Consider the following 24,110-nt stretch of genomic DNA (forward strand, 5'->3'; position numbering starts at 1 on the left):
CTCACAATTTTGTATCATGAGTTGAAGCATCTATATTTTCCCACCCACTCCCTTAAATTTTTCAACAAACGCTGCAATTTTTTGGAAAACACCTTGTTTTTTGTAAGGTACGCAGACCATCAGAAACATAAAGCGGGCTGCCGGCAACATTGATGGTGCCTGAGGAGGACGCTATTCCGCCACCGGATACATACAGCCCGACTCCATTGGCCCCCTGCAGGTTAATTGTCCCGCCGTTATTAACAGTTCCGGAAGTGGCTGTACTGTAGATAGCAACATTACGTAATGGAGCCCCCGTCCCGGACGTGGAGTTGCCATTATCAGTTATTATCCCGTCAGGCCCCACCAACACACTGACATCCTCTCCTGTGGCCACAATGGCATTACTGTCCATAGTTGAGGTACTGAGGATGATCTGACCATTATTTATAACCGTGGCTCCCCCCTGCGCCCGGATGGCGTGAAATCCTGTATTAACAACATCAGTCCCGCCACGAAGCAACGGGTCTGACGTGGTGTCAGCGGATGGCCCATACCCCAGACGGATAACCCCTGCATATCCGTTAGCACTACCGTCAGAGCCGGCATTAACGAAGGTTCCCCCAGCACCAACATCAATAAGCCAAGGGGCACTCATTACATGACCATTTAGATTAATGGTATTTACCACACCATTATTTGTGGCCACTGCCCCTGATTCAACGGTCAGCCATCGGCTACCTTTATTAAGGGTAATATCACCAATCACATTGATATTACCAATATTGTCCAGTGTTGCGCCTGTATCCCGGATAAGATCAGTTGTATTATCAGAAAATCGGTAGTTTACCACCCCGTTATTAATAATACGCCCACCTGTCTCTGCCAGGTAAACCATGAGCATACCGTTATCAGAGGTGATAACAGTATTATTAATAACGGTATTCTCATTGGTTGCTCTCAAAAATGGTATTGCAGCAGAGACCTCAACAGCGAACAACGCTGTTGACACGGTCAGCAATGCTCCCGCCACCAGGGAAGACACAGCCCTGCTGGCGCCCCTGCCCCGGGCAAACTCCGGTACCGCCACCCACGCTCCCGTGGCTTAATACCCAAGAAACCTTGTTGACGTAATCTTCCACCATACAAGCTATGCAGTCCCTTGAATTGATATTATCATTTATATAATATAATTAATCGGCTATGCTTTCCAGGCAGGTTTTCTGGTGACATTAAAGATAAGCCTCCTAAATTGTAAGTATCCAGGTAAACCGACCCATTCACTTTTAGAAATCTTCCGGCTTACTGATTAGTTTGGCTGGCAGGGGCAACCTATATTGATGAATGGTCGATGGCGGCTTGTAATCTGGCAATGGGAACCACATTATTTCTTTGTGGTTCACGCAGCCATGCTCCGGACAACCGTTATGCTGAAGATGAAACCCCATCTGGCTGACAGTCAGATTTCCTGGTGGTGTAGTGGTTCATTTCCGATACCGGTGAGTAACGGTGGTTACAAAAAACTAGTGTTGTGGTTGCTGGCCTTTGTGGTTGTGGTTGATGTTGGTACTTATAGCTATTACCGTGGATCAGTGATTTCGCCTTTTCACTCCGAGCAGGAGGTTAATCCCACTACGTATCACATTGAGTTAAGCAAGGGTAAACTTTACGACAACGGGCAGGTGAGTGTGCATGCATATCTGAATGTAGGTACTCCTTAAACACCTGAGTATGTTATAGAGTGATGGATTCAGGATTCACATGGCAATGTAGTGGTTCACTGGGATACGGACAAACCATCATCCTTGCCGTCAGACAGTTTTTAAAATGATTGTGCCTACCATAAATTTGCATCCAGGCATTACGGTATACAAGCGATTGTAGGTTCAGCTACAACTATTTCGTTGCCTCTGGGAGTGTACCAGAGGAATATTGATGAGTTCCCTGCAAGAGTGTTGACACTGGTGATGATGGATATATTGGTGCACAGGTTTAACACGCCGCTTGTAAGAGTTAGTGAGCAACAGATAAAAATCACATAATGATAAGGAGCCGGTTTCCCGGCTCCTCAGGCTTACTCACCGGCATCTCTTACCAGCTGTATTTCACCCCCAGCATACCCTGCGTATTGCTGTATCCCCCGTCCCCTATCTGCACACCCACGTTACCCCACACGCTCAGATGGTCGTTCAGCTTCCCTTCCACGCCGGTACGGACTTCACCCTGGTTGTGGGAGCCATCACGCCTCACGCGATAACCATCCATCTTCACACCAAAGGATTCTGTGTCATGGAGCCAGTTTACCTCCACAAACGGCTGAAACTCACGCTGTTTACCATCGTCCATTCGGTGGTGGCTGTTCAGATATGTTCTCACACCCAGACGCGTCCGGACATTATTGTCTCCTTCCTGTTTGATACGGGTGCTGTCATGCCGGGTGTGCTCATCGGCCTTCACCCCCATCCAGGTGACCTGCACCTGCGGCTGGATATACCAGGTGTTCAGCGTCCCCTTACTACCGGTAAACTCAGCAGCTTTCAGGGTGTAACCCGCTTCCAGCGAGGCGGTCAGCCCGTCCGAATTATACTCGTCGCCCCGGCGATTATCCGACTCCACATGATTTTTAAACCAGTTATACTGTACCCAGCCGTCTGCATACACCCCGGTTTTATCCGTGTCGTTCTGGTACCAGGTACCGTACAGACCGGCGCTGTAACCGCTGACGCGTCCGTCTGAACCGTAACCGGCCCGGTCGCTGCGGGTGTTGCTGTGCTCACTGGCATAGCCACCCATCACGCCCAGATGCCAGCGGTCAAGACCATCGGTACTCCACTGTGCAATGTCACCACCCAGTTGTAGTACATAGCGGTTGCTCCGGGTCTTCAGTTGACCGTCACCGGCTGAGGAACGTTCGTGCCCTCCGACATGGCGCATCCACATGCTGGTGACGTTGTCGTCACCGTTACGCAGCGCGTCAGTGTATTGCGGCTCGCCGAGACGGTCGTGCAGGCGAAGGGTAAACAGCGTGTTGGCTGTAACCACATTGCTGATATAGCTGCCCGCCTCCGGACGCAGCACGTCCATGGAGGTCGGATCAACCTCCGGAACCATCGGTTCAACCTCTGGAACCGTCGGTTCAGCGGCTTTTCCCGGGTCCACTGCATCCTTCCATTTACTGGTCAGATACCAGTTTTTCGCCGCATCGCCGGTGCCTTTCGCGAGGGTATAGACAAACGACCCGGCTTCCACGGTGCCGGTGGTCAGCGCGAAGTTACCGGCAGAGCTACCGTCCACCTTCACCAGCTCAATACCGTTGACGGTCTGCGCCCCAGTGCCACCGACATTATTGACGCTGACCTGGGTGTTACCCGTCGTGTCACCGTGTACTGTCAGTTTGTCTGTCGCGGAGTCATCACCCATGAGTGTAGTGTTGAATACCAGTAAGCCATTACGACTGGTGTAGTTTCCCCCAACATAAAGCGTTTTGAAGCCACTGGCATCCTCCGGTTTTGTAAATCTAACACTGGAATTCTCAATGGATAGATTGGTGACAAAGCTACCTGAAACTTGCCTGCTGTTACCATTGTTCATCCAAACATTCTTGCTAACCGAATCACGTGTAATATTCCAAATGCTATTATCGGATAGATTGAGGTTCAACCAACTGGGTGCTCCTGATGTGTCAGCTGTCAAATCAACAAATGTTGGTCCGTTGAGTATTGTGTTACCCGAAGCATTTACAGTAATACCGCTGGCAAATTTGTCTATAATTGACACACCGGCACCTCCGTAGGTTACATTTATAAGATCACGAAGACTCTCTTCATTTGCCGTTGCTGTGCTGTTAACCAGAGTCAGAGACGCATTTTTGACTACATCAGCGACAGAGGAAACCCCTGCATAGGCAGTGCCCATTGTATTATCGCCGGCCTGTACATCCGTAGTGATATCACTCCCATGGGAACCAACCTGAATTAAGTTGCCCGTGTAACTACCTTGGGTGTCAGTTATCGTTGAGCTACCAGAATTAAAAATATCCACATTTTCTAGGCGGATAACCTGACCACCCGGCACAGCATCAGAGCCATCCTTATCTAAGTTGTAACCGTTGGCGCCCCTGAAGCTAATGGCTGTCGTCCCAGCATTGAGTACACTGCGTTCTTCCGACAAGGCGTATATTCCCAATTTAGCTCCATCGCCGGTAAGACTAAGAGCATAGGAAGTTGGTGATTGCACTATAATATCAATGGCACCATATACATTTACTTCCGAACCGGCATATCTGGAGCCAGCATAACGTTCAATACCCTCCAGTGATGGCAAAGTGCCAACAACGATGCCATGCTGATGTCTTTTGGCCAGACCAGTAACGGTGGTGATTGAGGTTTTAAAATTAGAGCTTTTGCTGATGTTAATATCTACCCTACCACCCGAACCAGCAAAAATGCCCGGCTCGTTATTACCACCAGTACGAATATTAAGTGCCCCTCCATCATAACCAATGACTCCGATCTGGCCGAAAGTGTTGGTTTCCAGTGCGGTAGCTCCGACCCGACTGCCCCCCTCATGCATATTAAAATCCCCTGAGAGGAAAACAATTCGGGCGAACTCTCCAGTGGACAGAAAAATCCGTCCAGAATTAATACCGGAGGCCTGGTCGATTTCCACACGATCAAATTGGATTAGATTGTTTGAGCTTGCACGCACCAAATGACGAGACGAACTGGATACAGCCTTAAAAAGAGAGGACGCCACTCCCACTTTACCATTAGAAGCAATAAACGAGTTTTCTGTACCTGTTGAAGCTGCTGTATTAATGAGCATGGATTCGGCGAGTTTCACATTGGTGAAGTCACCAGTAATGCGGACTTGGTTGTCATCTCCTCCAGCGAGTGTAAAAACGGCTTTAGTATTGTAATAATCACGCGTATCCGCCGTAATCATATTAGTTGTACCACTAAGAACCAATTTGCCGCCTCTGGTGATGTAGACAATGCTATTCCCATTACGGGGCTTACTGCTACTGAGATCTATATCACCTTTCATGGTAAGACTACCTAAAATAGTAAGTAGAGATCCGGCTCCATCTATACTCAATTCACGCATGTCTGCTGCCGTTGGCGAGTTATTAATAACAACAGGGCCATCAGATACAGTAATTTGAGCCCCATTAGCTACAGAAATACTCTTGATTGTCGAAGTGCTGTCAATTGAATCCCACGGACCAACACCACTCGCTGTATAAACCGGCGCACCGCCGACTGATACTGCCATAGCGGGTACAACTGGAAAGATTGCTAAAAAAGGTAAAAGAGAACAAAAATACAATGGAATAAAGCTTGCTCCCGTGGATTCATTCTGCACAACTCTGTATATATTGTTCACAGCGTGTCCCTCAGTAATGAACAACCGGACATCTTCCCTGTACCACAAAGCCAGCCTCCCTTTCCCGGGAAGACCGGTATTTATTTTTTACAGAAAAATACCTGACATCATTCAGGTGGCCTATTTCTTCAGGCGGGTCTACCAGATCAACAGGGTCTACCGGGGGATCGACGGGGTCAACAGGGTCAACTGGCGGATCAACAGGGTCTACCGGCTCTTCCGGCGTCAGTTCACTGGTCAGGAACCAGTCGTTCCCTTTTTTCACCACGTCATAGTCATAAGCACCGGCAACGATACGACCCGCTTTGGCGAATACGCCATCGGACGTGCCATCAACCTGAATGATTTTGATCCCTTCAATGGTTTGCGAACCCGTACCGCCGATATTTTCCACCGCGACTTTCGCATTACCGGAGGTATTGCCCAGCACATGCATCAGGTCAGTTTCTGACGTATCGTCAAAAAGCACGGTATTAAAGCGAACGGTACCGCCGTTGCCGACAAAGTCGTTATTGACCGTCAGCGTCTGCCAGGTATCCGCCGCGTGCTGGAAGTTCACCGTACTGCCGTCGTTGAGCGTCAGGTTGGTGACGGTGGAGCTGTCGGTCATATTCCAGGTGGCGTTGGTCATCGCCAGATCAATCACCCCGGTCCCGGCGGTGACGGTCTGAATATAAGAAGCACCGTCCCACACCGAGCCATCCAGCATATTCAGCGTGATGGTACTGATTTGTGCGGGCAATGTACTGCTGGCAGCAACCGCACCGTTTGACAGAATATCGCCGTCGATGGTAAAGCGGCCCCCGGTTGAGGCGTCAATCACCCCGCCAGTTTCTGCGTTCATGGCATAGACTTGATCGCTATTGGTGCCAGCCATGGTGATCGCTACGCCGCCTGCGAGGTTAATCTTGCCGCGAGAGATAGCATATAACCCGGACGGAGATTTGGTAGCATAACCGCTGGCTTTCGTCGTGCTCTTCACAGTGATATTTGCGTTGTTCCCAATATTCGCCGTTGCTGTGTAAGCATAAACCCCGTGTGAACTTGCGCCGTCCACAGATAATGTTGCGTTGTCTCCGAGAGAAACGATAGACGAGCTGGCTGAGTAAACCGCAGACGCACTCGAACCTATTGTTGTGATCTTTGCGTCATTTCCAAGGTTGATCTTTGAAGATGAAGCCGCATAAAGTGCGTTTGAGGAATCCCCCGAGGTTTCAATAAGGGCACTGTCGCCCAAGAGAACAGAAGAGCCGCTCTGGCCTGTTCGAATACCTTCAGCACTGCTGCCAGTGGTGACAATGTGCGCGCGATCACCGACGACGATCTGGTTTTTCGCCAAGCTGACATCTCTCATTGCGTTCGCTGTAATACCTCGCCCCTGAGAACCCGTCGTTTTTATATACAAATCATTGCCGACATAAATATTCGCTGAGCCAATCCAGCCTTGGCCCAGTGAGTTATAACCAGCGTTGATACCGTCGCCGGAGTAACCATCCACGGTAATTCTAGCCCGATCACCGACAATAACGAACACTGGGTTGTTTGGCGTGTTTGCTCCATGAGTGCGAATACCATCAACATCTTCGCCATTCTTGGCAGAGTCTTTAGACTGGGTTTTGATGGTCAGATCATCACCAAAAATTACGCCCGGGCTACCAGTCGTGGAGTTCTGAAGCACCATAACGGTGTGCTCAAACGCCTCCATCCCTGGGCCATTCAGCGTCAGACCATCGCCATAAACTGTAATCGGCACTCCCGCGTCCCATTTATAGACATAGTTAGGAGTCGATGTGTTTTTTGCAAACGACGTGTTTGCACCAACCGGGATCATCGCCTGTATTTCAGTAGGCAAATCAGTTACCAGTCCAGTGGATGATAATTTGCTAAAATCCAGTGATGATGCCTGTGCCGTTGATACCACTGAAATAGCAAATAGCATTACACCTACCCCCCCCAAGGAAGACACAGCCCTGCTGGCGCCCCTGCCCCGGGCAAACTCCGGTACCGCCACCCACGCTCCCGTGGATTCATTCTGCACAACTCTGTATATCCTGTTCACAGCGTGTCCCTCAGTAATGAACAACCGGACATCTTCCCTGAACCACAAAGCCTGCTTCCCTTTCCCGGGAAGACCGGTATTTATTTTTTACAGAAAAATACCTGACATCATTCAGGTGGCCTATTTTCCCGGCACTGTCAGCAGCGGGATAAAGACAGAAAACCAGCCACCAGAGAAAAAACAAAAGCACAATACTTACGGAAACCACACACTCCGGCACCATACGAAATACAACGAAACAATTACACACACATTTTGTGTAATCAGATGTAATTTCAAAAAAAAAAAAATGTCAATGAGGTCATTCGTCATTCCCCAAAGCAGTAATCACACATGTAAATTATTTCCCCCAATGCAGTAATCGCACATGTAAATTATTCATCTTTAATAATAATTATTTTATCATATTGTTTTCCCTGAACATCCCCCAGATACTCCCTCCGATAAAACATAGGAATATATAAAACAAACGTAATATTATCACCTCGCAGGTCATCAATAAGATTTTTCCCTGCAGCACAATTAATCAAAATACAGTTCCGGTGACCACCGGGCATTCCTTAGCCCACAGCAAATGTCACCTGGCAACTATTACCTATGTTATTTACCGCAACCTGAGTGTTGCCTGAAGTATTCCCGTGGATAACAAACTTATCCGTTTCTGACGGATCGCCCATTAGCTTCGTATTGAAATAAACAGTCCCTCCTTCTCCAGTATAGTTTCCTGCTACAGTAAGGGTGGTACCGGCACTATACCGCGCCATATTGATAATGCCGGCATTACTCAGAGCACCCAGAGTTTGACTGATGCCATTTACATCAAGCATACCATCACGTTCCACCACAAAATCTGAATTCGGACTAAACGCGTTACCAGAACCTGCCTTAAGAATACCGCCAGAAATCAATGTGAAACCACTATAGCGATTCAGTCCCGTCAACTGTGTTACACCGGACTCTATATTTACAGTACCCTCACCAGACAACGAGGATGATAATATATATTCATCCATTTCAGTTGCCGTATGATTAAAAATTAGTTTACTGTTATTACGGTCAACCAGTAGAATATTTTCTGCTTCAATATTACCCGGAGCCGCTGCCTGCTGGTCAGCCGGGGCTCCAATATTAATAACACCAGGACCTCCTAAACCAACCTGTATCCCGTCGTTACCTGTTGTTTTTAGCGTTCCACCATTAGAAACGGTGAGAATGGCCTCTCCCCCTTTCTCATGAGCCATATCAAGAGTTGCTGTCGTCCAGACTGACCCCGAACCAGTTATCAAAACCTCACCATGTGCTGCATTAGTACCCTGCTGGGCACCAATACTGGCCCTGGTGTAGCCAATATGGCTGTCATAAATACTGGTAACCGATGCTCCATTACTTACCGTCAGTGTTCCTAAACCTGCATAGCCAATAATAAGCCCCGTAGAATTTTTCCAGGAAGACCCTAGGCCATCAACGAAAACATGTCCTTCCGCACAAACACCATCCAGTGTTGCTACCTGACCTATATAATCATAATCATACCTGTTCGAACTACTCTCCAATGTGGCACCATCCAGCACCGACACCGTCCCCCTCCCAGCAATACCTACTGTTATTCCAGGTGTTGTGATGACTTTTGAGCCCTGACCCCGGATAATCAAATGCCCCTCATCATTGACACCATCACCTAAACCCAGCCCCCAGTTATTATCGGAATTTGAAAGATTTGTAACCTTGAGAAGGCCACCATTCTGGACGGTTACAGTACCGATACCAAAATCTCCTGCCCCTATAATCACAGTCCCATCTGAATTCCATGCAGAGTGCTGTCCATCAATAACAACTGTACTTACCTCTGCTCCTTTATCCCTACTATAACCTATAAAATTAATACCCTTGGATGCCGTATTCAGAACCCCTGCATTAGTGATTTCAAGATGACCAACTCCCTGGGCAGTATTCGTAAAATAACCGTCATCAATCTGGTAGACTGAGACGACACCATCGTTAATTTTCAGAAAACCGGTTCCCATATTCCCAAGAGTTACAGTCCCTACAGATGTAAAACTCCCCCCCGATTCAACAGTTAACACCCCTGTTGAACCCGATGTATGACCAAGGTATACATTGCTCCCAACCGCATTTCCTGCATGAATAACGACACTGTCAATGACATCGGGTTTAGTCCCTATGTATATTAAATCCCCTGAACTAGGAATGCTGGCAGGAGACCAGTTCGGAGCAAAAAACCAGTCCTCTGACGAAGAACTACTAACATTCCACTCCACTGATGCAGCATTAGCTCCCCCAACAACACTCACAAAAATAAGGTAACGAAATAATTTCATGAAAACGTGTCCAATCATTAAAATTATAGAAAACAGAACCAATTTAATTTTATATAGAAATATATCTTTGGAGATATTTTCTCCGGTTAATGGTTCAAACTCCTGCATAAAAGAAGACGCATCGGGACCAAACTGAAAGGCAGGTTCCAGCAGTACCAGTGTTTCTGAAACCCAGCCTCAGAGAGCCCTTCTAGCCATACACCTTCCCAACGGCTACTGTTGCTCGGTGCCATACTGCATTACAGCAGGCCAATCAGTCGCCTCCCTGCAAATCAGCATGCGGCGCTGCGAGATCTAGAACGTTCTCATCCGCGAGATTGACGGGCTCAAGCCCCCCGTTGAGCCATCCCTGAACCAAATAGGAAACCATGGTGTTGTTAAATGCAAAAACTTTCCATAGAGATTTTATCAGGCCTCCATGTTTCCAGTTATCCCTTCGGAGGATGGATAGCCACAACTTACATCCTACGTGACGGTAATGATCGTAACAAAATCCGTATTCTGTCATTACGCTTTACTCCATTGTTGGAGTCTATCTCCCGTTAACAATGGCGAAATCACGGTGGTTTTACTCCACTAGCTTTGCCACCCCCACAATATATTTATCTCACAGGCATTATTGACCAAAACCAGTCTAACTCAGCAAACAAAAGGAGTTCTTTGATTTATGTTTTATATTCTGACGTACCCAGACGTCAACCACATTTTAAAGATCAAAATATAATATTTTCATTTTTATGACACATATATAATTTTCCACTTACTCAGCCCCACAATGAGAAATAAGAATATATATATGTAATTTACATTTAGACGCTAAATGTAAATCATTACTCACATATATCCATGGATACTGCAATTGTATACACCTATAATAAATTGTGGTGAATTCTCCTAAGCGGCAGAGCATTACTGACGAAATAACCTTAGAATTAGCGGACAGAAATTGTCAGTTTTTCTGTTCACCGGGAGGCACCCGGCACCACATTCTGTTGTATTTACTACCTTGATTTTGTAAATGTCACAGTTATACTCTGTGTCTTTCCTGAGTAACGACATTCATTTTATTGAATCCCTTGGTCACTATCAGGCGGCTTTTTTATGGTTCATCGCGCTTTACCGGGGAACGCTTTTTTGATTTTCAGGAAGAAGTAGTCGTTATCCCGGTATCCATATATCCTTCTCTTTATCATCTTGATCTTGTTGTTCATCCTTTCCAGTATGCTGATATTCAATCTGTGCGTCGCACTGGCTATTATCCCGCCTATATACCCCTTTAGTTTTTCAGCGAACTGCTTCAGCGCCTTTATGTCACTTTCCTGTGATTGTCTGTACCATTCAGCCCCACGCTGGTTCGCTTCCTGTTCATTTGGCACATACCACCGCGCTTTCAGGGCTGTTTCCATCACATAGACGGTATTAAACGGATGATTCGCTTCCAGCAACTCTGACAGCCTGACGTCATGTCCTGCCGGCAGGTTTTCCTGAATGCGCAGCAACAACCAGCGACTGCGTATGATCGACCCTGACGCAGTCAATGACCTCTCGTCCGAACTTTGCGACCGCATGGAACAGATCATAGACCACCTGCGCCTAAGGACAGTGTTTCCTGACCTCCAGATCGAACGCAGTGTTCATATCCATGGCAACGGATTCGATGGCTGTACATCCCTCTGGCCCCAGCCAGCTAAAAAAGGGACGGAAGGCGGCTCTGTTACGCCCTTCCCCAACCCACAGTACCTGTTGTGTATAGGCATCCGCTACGACTGCGGTCTAATGATGTCCTTTAACCAAGGCAAACTCATTCATCATCGGGCGGCACAGACCGTGCCGTTGCAGCTCACGAACCTCCCACAGCAGTCGCCGGCAATTCGGACGAGTGATTCAATCCACACCGACAGGGTGACGGTGTATTGCTGACGCTCAGGCAGCCAGTCGAGTTTTTCAGTCATGATGCCACAGGATGGACAGAGCAGACGGCAAACAGGCATATCCAGCCAGACCGGCCAGTTGAGTCGTTCACGCTCTCTGACATGTCACAGGGAAGTATCGTGAATATGCGGAGTGCTGCAGTTGCTTCCACGACAGCGTGGTGGTCGGGAAGTCAGAGGCTGAAGGTGAATGAGTAGTGTATCGAAGGTAATTTCAGTTTAGGAAGAGACTCTGAACCCTTTCCAGAAAAGAGAAGTCAGGTTAGCATTCATGGTAACGGTGGTTTTGACGGTTCAGGGGGGCTGGCGAATACAAACCTATACGTTCTGACTGCTGTTGTCTATTGGTTCACGCTTACTGCGATGAACCTTTTTTATTCCTAGCTTAAAACCATAGTTGTTGCCCGGTCTTTGCTTGCCGAGCTCTGGGATATTCCAACAGGAATCTGCTCTCACGATGGGTTAATAAACTTTAACCTGAAAGACAGCATATTTTTACCAACAATCTAAATCAAAATATCCCCTATGGACCAGAGCAGAAAGCCCAAGCTGCCATGGCGCTTTGTTCCCGACAAGTATCAGCCAGTGAAATAGCCAGAAGCATTGGTGCCAGCCGTACAGTATTGTATAAATGGAAAGATGAAATTATCAGCAACAGTGCTTACCAGCACTATGCGTAAAAATAAAAAACCTGCCCTGGAGAAAGATCGTGATGTGCTGCAGAGGGAAGTGGCAAGCCACTTCCCTCCGTCACATCAATTACTTGGTGTTTTCTTTCAGCACTTTAACGGTGTAACGACCGTCAGCCTGGCGATAGGCACCGTGGATATCGGTTTCGAAGCCCGGGTAGTGAGCGCCGATTTCGCACAGCATCTGCAGGAACTCCAGTACCGGACGGCTTTCTTCGGTGATCATCTCACCCGGCATGACCAGCGGTACTCCCGGAGGATACGGCAGGATCATGTTGGCGTTGACGCGACCCACCATCTCTTCGAGGTACACCTCTTCCACTTCGCTGTGCAGCTCTTTCTGGAACGCTTTGTACGGGGTCATGACCATCGCCGGGAGCACTTCGAATGCGCGGAACATCAGATCCGGCAGGTTGTGATGCTCAACCAGTTTGTGAATGTTCTGCGCCAGATCCTGAATACGCATGTTTTCGTAGAATTCCGGATCTTCACGGTACAGCGACGGCAGCATGTTTTTCACACGCAGGTTCAGGTCGAACGCGCGTTTGAAGTCGGTCAGCGCGCGCAGCAGGCTCAACGCTTTGGTTTTATCGATACCGATGCTGAACAGGAACAGCAGGTTGTACGGACCGGTTTTCTCAACAATGATGCCGTGCTCGTCGAGGTATTTCGCCACGATGCTGGCCGGAATACCGAACTCGTCCATGGTACCGTCTTTCTTCATCCCCGGGGTCAGAATGGTGACTTTGATCGGGTCGAGGTACATGTGCTCGTTATCGATGTTTTTGAAACCGTGCCATGCACTGTCAGAACGCAGTGGCCAACATTCCGGTGAATCGATATGTTCCGGCTGCCATACATCGAAGAACCAGCCATCGGATTCCCCTTTCAGGCGTTTGATCTCTTTACGGAACTTGATCGCACGCTGATGCATCATGTAGGCTTCGTTGAAGGTTTCTTCGTTAACGTCACCTTTCACGTGGATCATGGAAGCCTGCGGCCAGCATTCCGGTGAATCGATATGTTCCGGCTGCCAGACGTCGAAGAACCAGCCATCGGATTCCCCTTTCAGGCGTTTGATCTCTTTACGGAACTTGATCGCACGCTGAATGGAACCGCTGATCATGCGCTTACCGGCATTGCCTTTCATCATCGCCGCAGCGGTTTCGGTGGAAGCCACGATGCCGTAATGCGGAGAGGTGGTGGTGTGCATCATGTAGGCTTCGTTGAAGGTTTCTTCGTTAACGTCACCTTTCACGTGGATCATGGAAGCCTGAGAGAACGCCGCCAGCAGTTTGTGCGTGGACTGGGTTTCGTAAATCACTTTCCCTTCCACACGACCACCGCTCATGCCGCATTTGCCTTCGTAAATCGGTGAGAAGTTGGTGTAAGGCACCCAGGCGGAGTCAAAGTGGATGGATTTCACATCCAGCGTTTTCTTGATGAAATCGGTGTTGTACAGCAGGCCGTCATAGGTGGAATTGGTGATAACGGCGTGCACCGGCCAGGTCGCGTTCGGCGTTTCTTTTACGCGTTTGGCGATGGTCGCATGCTGGAATTCGCTCTGCGGGATACCGCCGAGGATGCCGTAGGCGTTACGGGTCGGACGGAAAGAGTTGGTGATAACGGCGTGTACCGGCCAGGTCGCGTTCGGCGTTTCTTTTACGCGTTTGGCGATAGTCGCATGCTGGAATTCGCTCTGCGGGATACCGCCGAGGATGCCGTAGGCGTTACGGGTCGGACGGAAATAAATCGGTGTGATATCGCTCATCATCATCAGATGAGTCAGCGATTTGTGGCAGTTACGGTCAATCAGCACGGTGCTGCCGGCCGGTGCGGAATACATCCCGACGATTTTGTTCGCCGTTGAGGTCCCGTTGGTCACCATGTAGCTGCGTTCTGCGTTGAACACGCGAGCAATGTACTCTTCCGCTTCTTTGTGCGGACCGCTGTGGTCGAGCAGCGAACCCAGTTCAGACACGGAAATGGAGATGTCTGACTTCATGGTGTTCGGACCAAAGAAATCATAGAAGATGCTGCCTACCGGGCTCTTCTGGAATGCGGTACCGCCCATGTGGCCAGGGGTACAGAAAGTATATTTGCCTTCACGAACGTATTTGAACAGCGCTTTGGTCAGCGGCGGCAGGATCGCGTCGATGTATTCATCGGTGTTCTGTTTGATTTTCGCTGCGATATCTTCGGCAGCGCCCAGCGCATATTCAAAGAAACGCACCTGCATACGAAGGTCATTGAGGCTAACGTCGAGTGTGGAATAGGTATTCGCGAAGGCGTACAGCGGCATGTACTCATTCATTTCGCTGATTTCTTCACACAGTTCGAGGTTGTATTTATCCCAGTCGAAAATCACACCGCACAGCTGCGCATTGTTTTCGATAAGTTTCAGTAAGTCTTTGCGGTCGTTAGGGTAAACAATGCGGAAGTCCAGGCGTTCCAGAGCGCGATGCAGCTCACGGACAGGTTCCGCTTTAAAATAGTCATTCATGTGATTCATGATTGCGATAACGTTCATACTCGTATCTCCAGGTATAGAAGGCCCCTCCCGTCACGGCGTGACAGGTAAGGAGGGGCACAGAGAAAGGGTTAAGAATTAATGTGCATCAGAAGTCTGTGTTTCGGTAACGACTTTGTTTTGCTGACGTTGGGACATTTTGCGGCCGTAGAACATCAGGATATCTTCGCGGTCGTTAGGGTAAACAATGCGGAAGTCCAGGCGTTCCAGGGCGCGATGCAGCTCACGGATAGGTTCTTCTTTAAAGTAGACACCCATGTGATTCATGATTGCGATAACGTTCATACTCGTATCTCCAGGTGTAGAAGGCCCCTCCCGTCACGGCGTGACAGGGTAAGGAGGGGCACAGAGAAAGGGTTAAGAATTAATGCGCGTCAGCGGTCTGTGTTTCGGTAACGACTTTGTTTTGCTGACGTTGGGACATTTTGCGGCCGTAGAACATCAGGATAATCAGGCTGATGATAAAGGTGCCGGTGAGTTCAAAGGAGCCTGCGCCCATCAGTGCAATAAAGCAGAAGCCACAACCGAGGATGGAGCACACCAGGCTTGCGAGGTTACGGAGGTTAATACCGTCGAGACGAATCAGGTCAACGCAAGAGTAGAAGTAAGGCAGCATGGTCAGCAGAACCGCAATACCGGTCAGCTCACCGAACAGGTCAGACGCTTTAGTCATTTTCACGGCTGCCAGCAGCAGGCCTTTTTTCGGGATACCGTTGCTGTCTAGTTCACCATACACTTTCGGGAAGTGGCCATCGTTAGCAGCACGCTGACCGGCCTGACCGACCAGCATCATCCAGGAGCCCAGAGACGTCAGGCAGGCGAACGCGGTGAAGACGGAAACCATCGGTGCAGCCCAGCCGCCCAGAATGGTTGACGCACTGATGGCGAACGGCGCTCCGGACGCGGCCATTTGTGATGCCGGGTACATCCCTACCAGAACCTGCGTTGCGGCGATGTAGACGATACCTGCCAACACGGTGCCGAGCATGGTTGCCAGCGGCACCGTACGTTTCGGGTTATTCACCATACCGGTACTGACGGCTGCGGATTCTACACCGATGAACGCCCACAGGCAGAGCAGAATACTTTTCACTACCGCGTGGCTGTCAGTGGTCTGTGAAGTGTTCCAGTTTGCCTGATAGGTTGTCATATCAAACCAGTGCCAGCCGACAACTGCGGTCATCACCACCGGGATCAGCACCAGCACCAGACCAGTAGTAGTCAGGCGGCTGACCCAGGTCCCGCCGAGCATATTCACGAAGGTGAAAATCCACACGATGGCGATACAGGTCATTTTCACGGCTGCCAGCAGCAGGCCTTTTTTCGGAATACCGTTGCTGTCGACTTCGCCATACACTTTCGGGAAGTTGCCATCGTTAGCGGCACGCATACCCGCCTGACCGACCAGCATCATCCAGGAGCCCAGAGACGTCAGGCAGGCGAACGCGGTGAAGGCGGAAACCATCGGTGCAGCCCAGCCGCCCAGAATGGTTGACGCACTGATGGCGAACGGCGCACCGGACGCGGCCATTTGTGATGCCGGGTACATCCCTACCAGAACCTGCGTTGCGGCGATGTAGACGATACCGGCCATTGCCGTGCCGAGCATGGTTGCCAGCGGCACCGTACGTTTCGGGTTGTTCACCATACCGGTACTGACGGCTGCGGATTCAACACCGATGAACGCCCACAGGCAGAGCAGAATACTTTTTACTACCGCGTGGCTGTCAGTGGTCTGTGAAGTGTTCCAGTTTGCCTGATAGGTTGCCATATCAAACCAGTGCCAGCCGACAACCGCCGTCATCACCACCGGAATCAACACCAGCACCAGACCGATCGTGGTCAGGCGGCTGACCCAGGTCCCGCCGAGCATATTCACGAAGGTGAAAATCCACACGATGGCGATACAGGCGATCCCTGCCGGAACCGGGTTATTTAAAATCGGGAAGAACGTAGAGAGATAAGATACTGCGGTAATACCGATGGCAAGGTTACCAATCCAGTTTGCATGATAATAAAGAACGCCGGTCTGGAAACCGAATGCCGGAGATATTTCCCCTGCATAAGCAATTGGACCACCCTGTTGCGGGTTTTTGGTGGCCAGTCGCGCATAAACATACGCCAGAGACATGGCACCAATAGTGGATATAATCCATCCCCAAACAGCAATACCACCAATGCTAGCGAGGTTCGCAGGTAATAATGCGATCCCGCTCCCCATCATATTACCGGTAACCACACCGGTACAGGCAAATAGCCCGATCTTCTTGGCAGAACTCATGTTTCTTTTTCTCCTGAGATTTACTTTGGAGGTGCGGACCATGATACAAACTCTATTGATCCGACCGACTGCTAATTAGAATAATGCTTCTACACAAGACAAGTCATAATGTTAAAATAAAAAAATAAAAAACAACAAAAAAATGACATATTGATACTCTGCATCAAAAAAATCAACAAGATAAGCTTATATCAAAAAAAATCATCACTAATAATGGCATTGTAAAGAGTTTAGAAAGCCATTTGTGGCGGAGCCTGAAGATAGTAAATTGTAGTAACAAACAGAATATTGTTGATAGACATAAAATTAACCTCATCATATCAATAGTTAGTGACATGATGAGAGTTTACTTATTCTGAGGAGAGGAAATTGTTGAGATACGGAACAACGCGGGTTACAGAGGTCTGGAATACACCGTTTTCAATCCAGTACAAGGTGTTTTCACCAGGTCGTAAATTAAAGGCGGTAAGATAGGCATCCGCCGCCTGACGGTTGGCACCTTTCATTTCATACACTTTGCCGAGCAACACATAATTTGCCAGAGACATTGCACCAATAATAGAGATAACCCAGCCCCAAATAGCAATACCACCAATGCTAGCGAGGTTCGCAGGTAATAATGCGATCCCGCTCCCCATCATATTACCAGCGACCACGCCGGTACAGGCAAATAGCCCGATCTTCTTGGCAGAACTCATGTTTCTTTTTCTCCTGAGCTTTACTTTGGAGGTGCGGACCATGATGCAAACTGTTTATTGATCCGACCGACTGCCAGCAAGATTAAAGATTCTTATGGGATAAGTCCTAAGGATTAAATGAATTAATAACAAACATCAGACAAATGACATCTTGAGCTTTTTGCGTTAACACATCAACAAGACAAGTTGACATCAAAAAAAGATAAACATCGTTGTTTTACAGCATGTTGAGAGCAACCAGAGGTGTTATAAAGCTGTTGTTGCGGGGTCTGAAAGCAGTGAATTTTAGTAACAACCTGAGTATTGTTGATATACATAAAATTAACCTCATCATGCCCATAAAACGCGGCATGATGAGAGTTTACTTATTCTGAAGAGAGGAAATTGTCGAGATACGGAACAACGCGGGTTACAGAAGTCTGGAATACACCGTTTTCAATCCAGTACAAGGTGTTTTCACCAGGTCGTAAATTAAAGGCGGTGAGATAGGCATCCGCCGCCTGACGGTTGGCACCTTTCATTTCATACACTTTGCCGAGCAACACATAATTNNCCATCCAGCGGCTGTTGTGAATGCCGTAATACATCCACCAGCACTTTTTCGGCATACGCGTAGGTAAATTCCGGCGATTGCGCGGTGACCTCNTTTGAGCATCTCCTGCATTTTTTCCGGCCACGGCTGTTTCAGCGCTTCGGAGAGGCTGGTGAGCAGATCGTTCTGGATGGTCAGTTGGTTGCCGTTAGTAATGAAGTAACGNNGCCCCGGTCCCGGCGGTGACGGTCTGAATATAAGAAGCACCGTCCCACACCGAGCCATCCAACATATTCAGCGTGATGGTACTGATTTGTGCCGGTGTGGAGCCACTGGCGGCAACGCCGCCATTTGCCAGAATATCGCCGTCGATGGTAAAGCGGCCCCCGGTTGAGGCGTCAATCACCCCGCCACCTTCCGCGTTCATGGCATAGACTTGATCGCTATTGGTGCCAGTCATGGTGATCGCTGCGCCGCCCGCGAGGTTAATCTTGCCGCGAGTAATGGCATATAACCCCGATGGGGTCTTGGCGCCATAAGCGGAAGATTTCGTTGTGCCGTTCACGGTGATATCGACATTATCGCCGACGTTCACCGTGGCATTATTGTAGTATGCATAGACCCCATGAGAGCTGGCGCCATCCACGGACAACGTTGCGTTATCGCCAATCGAAGCGGTAGCTGCACTGTATGCATACACTGCTGAACTGTTCGGACCTTCTATTGTGATTGTTGCATCATCACCAACGTTGAGCGTTGAAGATGAATATGCTTCAACAGCGTTTGCCCCATCACCAGATGTTTTAAACGTGGCTTCATTGCCAATGTCGATCTTCGAAGATGAGCCAGCATAAACAGCGTGTGCGGTACTTCCTGACGTTTCAATAGTGGCTTTGTCGCCCAGCTGAACGTAAGAACCGTTCTGGCCTGTACGGATACCTTCTGCACGATCGCCGGTGGTCACAATGTGTGCGAGATCGCCAACGATGACCTGGTTTTTCACCGAGCTGGAATTTCTCACAGCGTTGACGGAGATACCACGACCTTCGTAACCGCTCGTCTTGATATACAACTCGTTACCCACGTAGATATTGGCTGAGCCATATCCACCAGAAATAATGTTGTATGAGTTGTAGCCTGCGTTGATACCGTCGCCGGAGTATCCGTCTACAAGAATTGTAGTGCGATCGCCGGTAATGACGAACATCGGGTTGTTAGGCGTGTTGTTACCGTGGGAACGGATGCCATCAACGTCTTTACCCGCGTTAGCAGCAACTTTTGATTGTGTTTTGATGGTCAAATCATCACCAAAAATCACCCCCGGACTGCCGGTCGCAGAGTTCTGAAGCACCATGACGGTGTGTTCAAAAGCTTCCATCCCCGGGCCATTCAGCGTCAGACCGTTGCCATAAACTGGAATCGAGCCGGTGTCCCATTTATAGACATAGTTAGGAGTCGATGTGTTTTTTGCAAACGACGTGTTCGCACCTGCCGGAATCAGCGCCTGAATCTCAGCAGGTAAATCGGTTACCAGCCCTGTAGCCGGTAAACTGTCAAAATTGATATATGACGCTTGCGCGGTAAATACCATAGACGCCAGCGCCGCTGATACAGCAACAGCGATTTGAGAATATTTCTTAGGATACGGCATAATTACCTCTAGCCTTCCGATGTAAGGTGTTAACCGCATCGAAAAGATGCGACGTTACAAGTGCTAATGAGCAATAATCGAATTGAATAAACGTAATACGATGAATTTGATATCCTGGTTCCTTAGGCAAATACTCATACCCACAGGTAGTAATAACCCGCGTAAAAAGAACAATTATTATGTTAAGTAAATCAGTGGATTAATATCACACGACAGTTTTCATTGAATAACTTTCGGAATAAATCTCACTCTGGTCAGATAACCGTTATAAAAACCCGTGTAAACCAACATAAGTAGTTTACTTAGATTCCTTAAGCGCAATATTTCATCGGTTACGAAATGTGTCAATATGCTTAAAAAATATTTCCAATATGCATATTGAAACCAAATATTCACACTGATATAAAGTCTTATATTTTTCTGGTCAGATGAAGATATACATTTGTTTTTTCTCGCAATGCACCACAATGAATAAGAATTTATTGCAGAACCCTGGAGTATTGTTTATAAAATTATTTTGGTAAATAAAACTTAACATAGCACCAAATGCTAAATCTCTCTGGCGGATAGCGCTAAGTAAATTCTCACTTATCGCGCTATCGTCGCCAGTACAGACCTTCTCCGTTTCTCAAGGCATGTGGCTACAAAGCCGCTACAGAACATGAGAGATGATTTTATGGATGCTGTGCCCCAGCTTTTGCTCGAGACGAAGTTTATGGACATACACCTTCTTCACATCGATGTTATCAATCCTGATGATCTGTTGGATGCTTGCGCCTGACATAAACCGTTTAAGCAGGGTGAACTCTGCGAAGTTGAGCGTACGCCCACGCTTGGTGTTTGCCAGTCGTCCTGTAAACAGTCGACGAATCTTTTGCTGCTGAATGAACTCGTCATCGTCAGCGTAGATTATCCCCTGGATCTTATTGCTCTTCGTCAGCCAGTAGTTCGCGAGCGGCATCAGGCTTTTATCAGCAATAATGACAATATGCATCCCTGTCTCTGCCAGCTGGTCAACCCACTCCTGATCGGCGAAATAGCGCAGATTAGGAAACGAGAAGTCGACGAAAATAAAACCACTGGATAAATGATTTTGATTCTCAAGCAATAATTTACCAATCACACCCGACTTCAGGAAGTTATTGCCCTCAGGCCAAATAGAGAACGTTGCGTTGCTGCAATAATGTGATCGAACTGTATTATCGGGATATAATTGACAGGACAATTCACAACTAATACAGCGAACAGTTTGATTCGAATTTTTCATCATTCAAAGTGACTCCTGTCGTTTCTTAGGTTTCAAATATTTCATTGGCAAATAAATGTGTCAATCCAGATACATGTTATTCGCACGATGGTTAATTACGGATTGCAATCACTAGAGAAAGATAATCCTATGCCACTTCTTAAATATGAAGCGGTATACTATGTTTTAATAGGTTATTACGTGTCTTGATTGCCGGAATTTTTATCTCACATCCAGGAATTTTATACATAAATACCCTATTTAGGATAAATCTTACAATAGCACTTATTGCTAAAACTAATACCGGAGATACCGACAGGACTGAGACATACATCATGTTCTGAAACCGGTCATCTCTGTGTCGGGAATCAATATAAATTTAAAAAATAAAAAGCTGTAATGAATTCTTATTATTAAACATGAAATAAATTTTAAATAACGCATTTCACATCTAACTCATTGTATTTATAGTGATTTTATGAATTTCTTAAATCGAGGAAAGTTGATAATATAAGCACCGATCTTAAATGGTCATATGAATTTCAATGTAACAACAATGTTTATTCAATTCTTCGTATATACATTTCTTTCACATAATTATGTGGGTACCAGATATTGTTGCATCGTTTTTTTGTGCTGAACCGAGACAACAAAACGTTGAACAATCAGTTCTACTAAACAGACGGGTATCGCGAGAACTCGCGCAACGTTTAGTGTTATTCACCCATCTGAGGATTATCGTCGGAGAAAACGGCGGGTAAAAGTCCGGGTCTTAATACCGAATGGTGCATAGTCAAACCCACTCTTTCCCGCTACAGTTAAGCTTCCACGGCGTGAAAGGAGACAAAAATGCTCTATATCTTTGATTTAGGAAACGTGATTGTCGATATCGACTTTAACCGTGTTATGGGGGCCTGGAGCGATTTCACGCGTGTTCCGCTGGCAACAATAAAGCAGAAATTCACGATGGGTGAGACATTTCACCAGCACGAACGCGGTGAAATCAGTGATGAGGAGTTTGCCGAAAAGCTGTGCCTCGAGATGGAGCTGCCGCTCAGCTATGAGCAGTTCTCTCATGGCTGGCAGGCGATCTTTGTCGCGCTACGTTCAGACGTTATCGAGATTATGCATAAACTGCGCGAGCAGGGGCATCGGGTGGTGGTGCTGTCTAACACCAACCGCCTGCATACTACGTTCTGGCCGGATGAATATCCGGAAGTGCGCCAGGCGGCTGACCACATCTATCTCTCCCAGGAAATGGGGATGCGCAAACCCGAAGCGCGGATCTATCAGAAAGTGCTGGAGCTGGAAGGTTACGCTGCCGCTGATGCGGTCTTCTTTGACGATAACGCCGATAATATAAAAGGGGCCGACCAACTGGGGATCACGACCATTCTGGTTACTGGCAAAGAGACGATCCCGCACTACTTCGCGAAGCAGTTATGTTAAAAACCGTTCATCAAAAAGCCAAAGCACGAATGGGGCCGCTGACCGCATGGCTCAGGCTGCTCTGGCACCGTATTGATGAAGATAATATGACCACGCTGGCGGGTAATCTCGCCTATGTGTCTTTGCTGTCGCTGGTGCCGCTGGTCGCGGTGGTTTTCGCGTTGTTCGCGGCGTTTCCAATGTTCTCCGACGTCAGCGTACAGCTGCGCCATTTCATTTTTACCAATTTCATGCCGACGACCGGCGATGTCATTCAGCGCTATATCGAACAGTTCGTGGCCAACTCCAGCAAAATGACGGCGGTGGGCGCCTGTGGCTTAATTGTCACTTCTTTGCTGTTGATGTATTCCATCGACAGCGCCCTCAACGTTATCTGGCGCAGCACACGGGTGCGCCCACGGGTCTATTCATTCGCCATTTACTGGATGATCTTAACGCTCGGCCCGTTGCTGGCTGGCGCCAGTCTGGCCATCAGTTCCTATTTGCTGTCGCTACGCTGGGCAAGCGATCTTAATACCGTGATCGACGACGTTCTGCGCATTTTCCCGTTGATTCTCTCGTGGCTCGCGTTCTGGCTGCTCTACAGCGTGGTGCCGACTACCCGCGTCCCCAATCGTGACGCCATCGCAGGCGCTTTCGTCGCCGCTGTTTTGTTTGAGCTTGGCAAGAAAGGATTTGCCCTCTACATCACCATGTTTCCCTCGTATCAGCTGATTTATGGCGTGCTGGCCGTCGTGCCGATTCTCTTTGTCTGGGTGTACTGGACCTGGTGTATCGTCTTGCTTGGGGCAGAAATTACTGTCACTCTCGGTGAGTACCGCAAACTTAAATTAGCCGCAGAACAACAAGAAGCAGAAGAACCATGATCGCATTAATTCAACGCGTAACCCGTGCCAGCGTCACCGTGGAGGATGAAGTGACGGGTGAAATCGGCCCAGGACTTTTAGTCCTGTTAGGTGTCGAAAAAGAAGACGACGAACAGAAAGCGAATCGCTTATGTGAACGCGTTCTGGGATACCGCATCTTCAGCGATGCGGACGGCAAAATGAATTTGAACGTACAACAGGCGGGAGGCAGCGTGCTGGTGGTTTCACAGTTTACGCTGGCCGCCGATACAGAACGCGGGATGCGTCCAGGCTTCTCCAGAGGCGCCTCACCGGAGCGCGCAGAAGCCCTGTATGAGTATTTTGTGGCGCGCTGTCGCCAGCAAGAGATGAATACGCAAACCGGGCGATTCGCTGCGGATATGCAGGTTTCGCTGGTCAACGATGGTCCCGTGACGTTCTGGTTACAGATATGAGCCAGCTTCCAGGCTGGTCGCGGGCCGCTAAAGAGAGTGCC

Annotated in this window: 11 protein-coding genes and 8 pseudogenes; 6 read left to right on the forward strand and 13 right to left on the reverse strand. The window is 48.3% G+C overall.

Going from position 1 to position 24,110, the window contains the following annotated elements; translation table 11 throughout:
• Window positions 1–61 precede the first annotated feature (61 nt).
• A complete protein-coding gene (locus tag GM30_RS15035) occupies window positions 62–991 on the reverse strand; it encodes a hypothetical protein (protein ID WP_155483987.1) in 930 nt (309 codons plus the stop codon).
• A gap of 415 nt (window positions 992–1,406) precedes the next feature.
• On the opposite strand from GM30_RS15035, the gene GM30_RS15040 reads away from it, so the two are divergent.
• Window positions 1,407–1,700: a hypothetical protein gene (locus GM30_RS15040; RefSeq protein ID WP_155483988.1), complete on the forward strand. Its 294-nt coding sequence runs from the start codon at window positions 1,407–1,409 to the stop codon at window positions 1,698–1,700.
• 370 nt (window positions 1,701–2,070) lie between these two features.
• On the opposite strand, the pseudogene GM30_RS28005 reads toward GM30_RS15040, so the two are convergent.
• The 4 genes and pseudogenes from GM30_RS28005 to GM30_RS26870 all read right to left on the reverse strand — a co-directional run.
• Window positions 2,071–3,885: pseudogene (locus tag GM30_RS28005) on the reverse strand (autotransporter outer membrane beta-barrel domain-containing protein); the annotation flags it as partial.
• Between the two features lie 1,612 nt (window positions 3,886–5,497).
• A pseudogene (locus tag GM30_RS15050) lies at window positions 5,498–7,423 on the reverse strand (autotransporter outer membrane beta-barrel domain-containing protein); the annotation flags it as partial.
• A gap of 560 nt (window positions 7,424–7,983) precedes the next feature.
• Entirely contained in the window at window positions 7,984–9,870 is a 1,887-nt protein-coding gene (locus GM30_RS15055) for an autotransporter outer membrane beta-barrel domain-containing protein (RefSeq protein ID WP_049849271.1), read from the reverse strand.
• Window positions 9,871–10,868: 998 nt separating this feature from the next.
• Window positions 10,869–11,342 (reverse strand): transposase, encoded by a 474-nt coding sequence (locus GM30_RS26870; protein WP_202967010.1) that lies wholly within the window; start codon window positions 11,340–11,342, stop codon window positions 10,869–10,871.
• Here GM30_RS26870 and GM30_RS28230 point away from each other — a divergent pair.
• Together GM30_RS28230 and GM30_RS27315 are read left to right on the forward strand one after the other, a co-directional pair.
• On the forward strand, window positions 11,251–11,682 hold the full coding sequence (locus GM30_RS28230; protein ID WP_049849274.1) for a hypothetical protein: 432 nt from the start codon (window positions 11,251–11,253) through the stop codon (window positions 11,680–11,682). The two genes, GM30_RS26870 and GM30_RS28230, sit on opposite strands and share 92 nt — an antisense overlap.
• Window positions 11,683–12,082: 400 nt before the next feature.
• A pseudogene (locus GM30_RS27315) lies at window positions 12,083–12,428 on the forward strand (transposase); the annotation flags it as partial.
• 24 nt (window positions 12,429–12,452) lie between these two features.
• On the opposite strand, the gene GM30_RS27320 reads toward GM30_RS27315, so the two are convergent.
• From GM30_RS27320 to GM30_RS15105, 8 genes and pseudogenes are all read right to left on the reverse strand, one after another.
• Window positions 12,453–14,912, reverse strand: a complete 2,460-nt coding sequence (locus GM30_RS27320; protein ID WP_049849275.1) for a lysine decarboxylase CadA — start codon at window positions 14,910–14,912, stop codon at window positions 12,453–12,455.
• A gap of 156 nt (window positions 14,913–15,068) precedes the next feature.
• A pseudogene (locus tag GM30_RS28015) lies at window positions 15,069–15,197 on the reverse strand (hypothetical protein); the annotation flags it as partial.
• Window positions 15,198–15,276: 79 nt separating this feature from the next.
• Entirely contained in the window at window positions 15,277–17,193 is a 1,917-nt protein-coding gene (cadB, locus tag GM30_RS28235) for a cadaverine/lysine antiporter (protein WP_072094131.1), read from the reverse strand.
• A gap of 350 nt (window positions 17,194–17,543) precedes the next feature.
• A pseudogene (locus GM30_RS26255) lies at window positions 17,544–17,741 on the reverse strand (lysine decarboxylation/transport transcriptional activator CadC); the annotation flags it as partial.
• Window positions 17,723–17,891, reverse strand: a pseudogene (cadB, locus tag GM30_RS26260) (cadaverine/lysine antiporter); the annotation flags it as partial. The pseudogenes cadB (GM30_RS26260) and GM30_RS26255, both read right to left, overlap by 19 nt.
• Before the next feature lie 365 nt (window positions 17,892–18,256).
• Window positions 18,257–18,648, reverse strand: a pseudogene (locus GM30_RS25630) (lysine decarboxylation/transport transcriptional activator CadC); the annotation flags it as partial.
• 226 nt (window positions 18,649–18,874) lie between these two features.
• Window positions 18,875–20,074, reverse strand: a pseudogene (locus GM30_RS15100) (intestinal colonization autotransporter adhesin MisL); the annotation flags it as partial.
• Between the two features lie 652 nt (window positions 20,075–20,726).
• Complete coding sequence (locus GM30_RS15105) at window positions 20,727–21,344, reverse strand: helix-turn-helix transcriptional regulator (RefSeq protein WP_049849280.1); 618 nt, start codon at window positions 21,342–21,344, stop codon at window positions 20,727–20,729.
• An 825-nt stretch (window positions 21,345–22,169) separates the two neighbouring features.
• Here GM30_RS15105 and yihX point away from each other — a divergent pair.
• Genes yihX through dtd form a run of 3 tightly spaced genes read left to right on the forward strand, consistent with a single transcriptional unit; the run spans window position 22,170 to window position 24,069 of the window.
• Window positions 22,170–22,769 (forward strand): glucose-1-phosphatase, encoded by a 600-nt coding sequence (gene yihX, locus GM30_RS15110; protein WP_049849281.1) that lies wholly within the window; start codon window positions 22,170–22,172, stop codon window positions 22,767–22,769.
• Window positions 22,763–23,635, forward strand: a complete 873-nt coding sequence (locus GM30_RS15115; protein WP_049849282.1) for a virulence factor BrkB family protein — start codon at window positions 22,763–22,765, stop codon at window positions 23,633–23,635. Before yihX ends, GM30_RS15115 begins: the two co-directional genes overlap by 7 nt.
• Window positions 23,632–24,069 carry a D-aminoacyl-tRNA deacylase gene (gene dtd / locus GM30_RS15120; RefSeq protein ID WP_049849283.1) on the forward strand — a complete coding sequence of 146 codons (438 nt, stop codon included), beginning with the start codon at window positions 23,632–23,634 and terminating at the stop codon, window positions 24,067–24,069. The genes GM30_RS15115 and dtd overlap by 4 nt, the downstream gene beginning before the upstream one ends.
• Window positions 24,070–24,110 lie beyond the last annotated feature (41 nt).

Origin of the sequence: Trabulsiella odontotermitis, from assembly GCF_001188485.1 — a bacterium.
Taxonomy (GTDB): Bacteria; Pseudomonadota; Gammaproteobacteria; order Enterobacterales; family Enterobacteriaceae; genus Trabulsiella; species Trabulsiella odontotermitis_A.

Excerpts from the sequence above, each read along its gene's own strand:
- GM30_RS15040 (WP_155483988.1), top strand. The coding sequence starts at position 1,407 with ATGCTGAAGATGAAACCCCATCTGGCTGACAGTCAGATTTCCTGGTGG.
- GM30_RS15055 (WP_049849271.1), bottom strand. The coding sequence starts at position 9,870 with ATGCAGGAGTTTGAACCATTAACCGGAGAAAATATCTCCAAAGATATA.
- GM30_RS28230 (WP_049849274.1), top strand. The coding sequence starts at position 11,251 with ATGCGCAGCAACAACCAGCGACTGCGTATGATCGACCCTGACGCAGTC.
- GM30_RS26870 (WP_202967010.1), bottom strand. The coding sequence starts at position 11,342 with ATGATCTGTTCCATGCGGTCGCAAAGTTCGGACGAGAGGTCATTGACT.
- GM30_RS27320 (WP_049849275.1), bottom strand. The coding sequence starts at position 14,912 with ATGAACGTTATCGCAATCATGAATCACATGAATGACTATTTTAAAGCG.
- cadB (WP_072094131.1), bottom strand. The coding sequence starts at position 17,193 with ATGAGTTCTGCCAAGAAGATCGGGCTATTTGCCTGTACCGGTGTGGTT.
- GM30_RS15105 (WP_049849280.1), bottom strand. The coding sequence starts at position 21,344 with ATGATGAAAAATTCGAATCAAACTGTTCGCTGTATTAGTTGTGAATTG.
- yihX (WP_049849281.1), top strand. The coding sequence starts at position 22,170 with ATGCTCTATATCTTTGATTTAGGAAACGTGATTGTCGATATCGACTTT.
- GM30_RS15115 (WP_049849282.1), top strand. The coding sequence starts at position 22,763 with ATGTTAAAAACCGTTCATCAAAAAGCCAAAGCACGAATGGGGCCGCTG.
- dtd (WP_049849283.1), top strand. The coding sequence starts at position 23,632 with ATGATCGCATTAATTCAACGCGTAACCCGTGCCAGCGTCACCGTGGAG.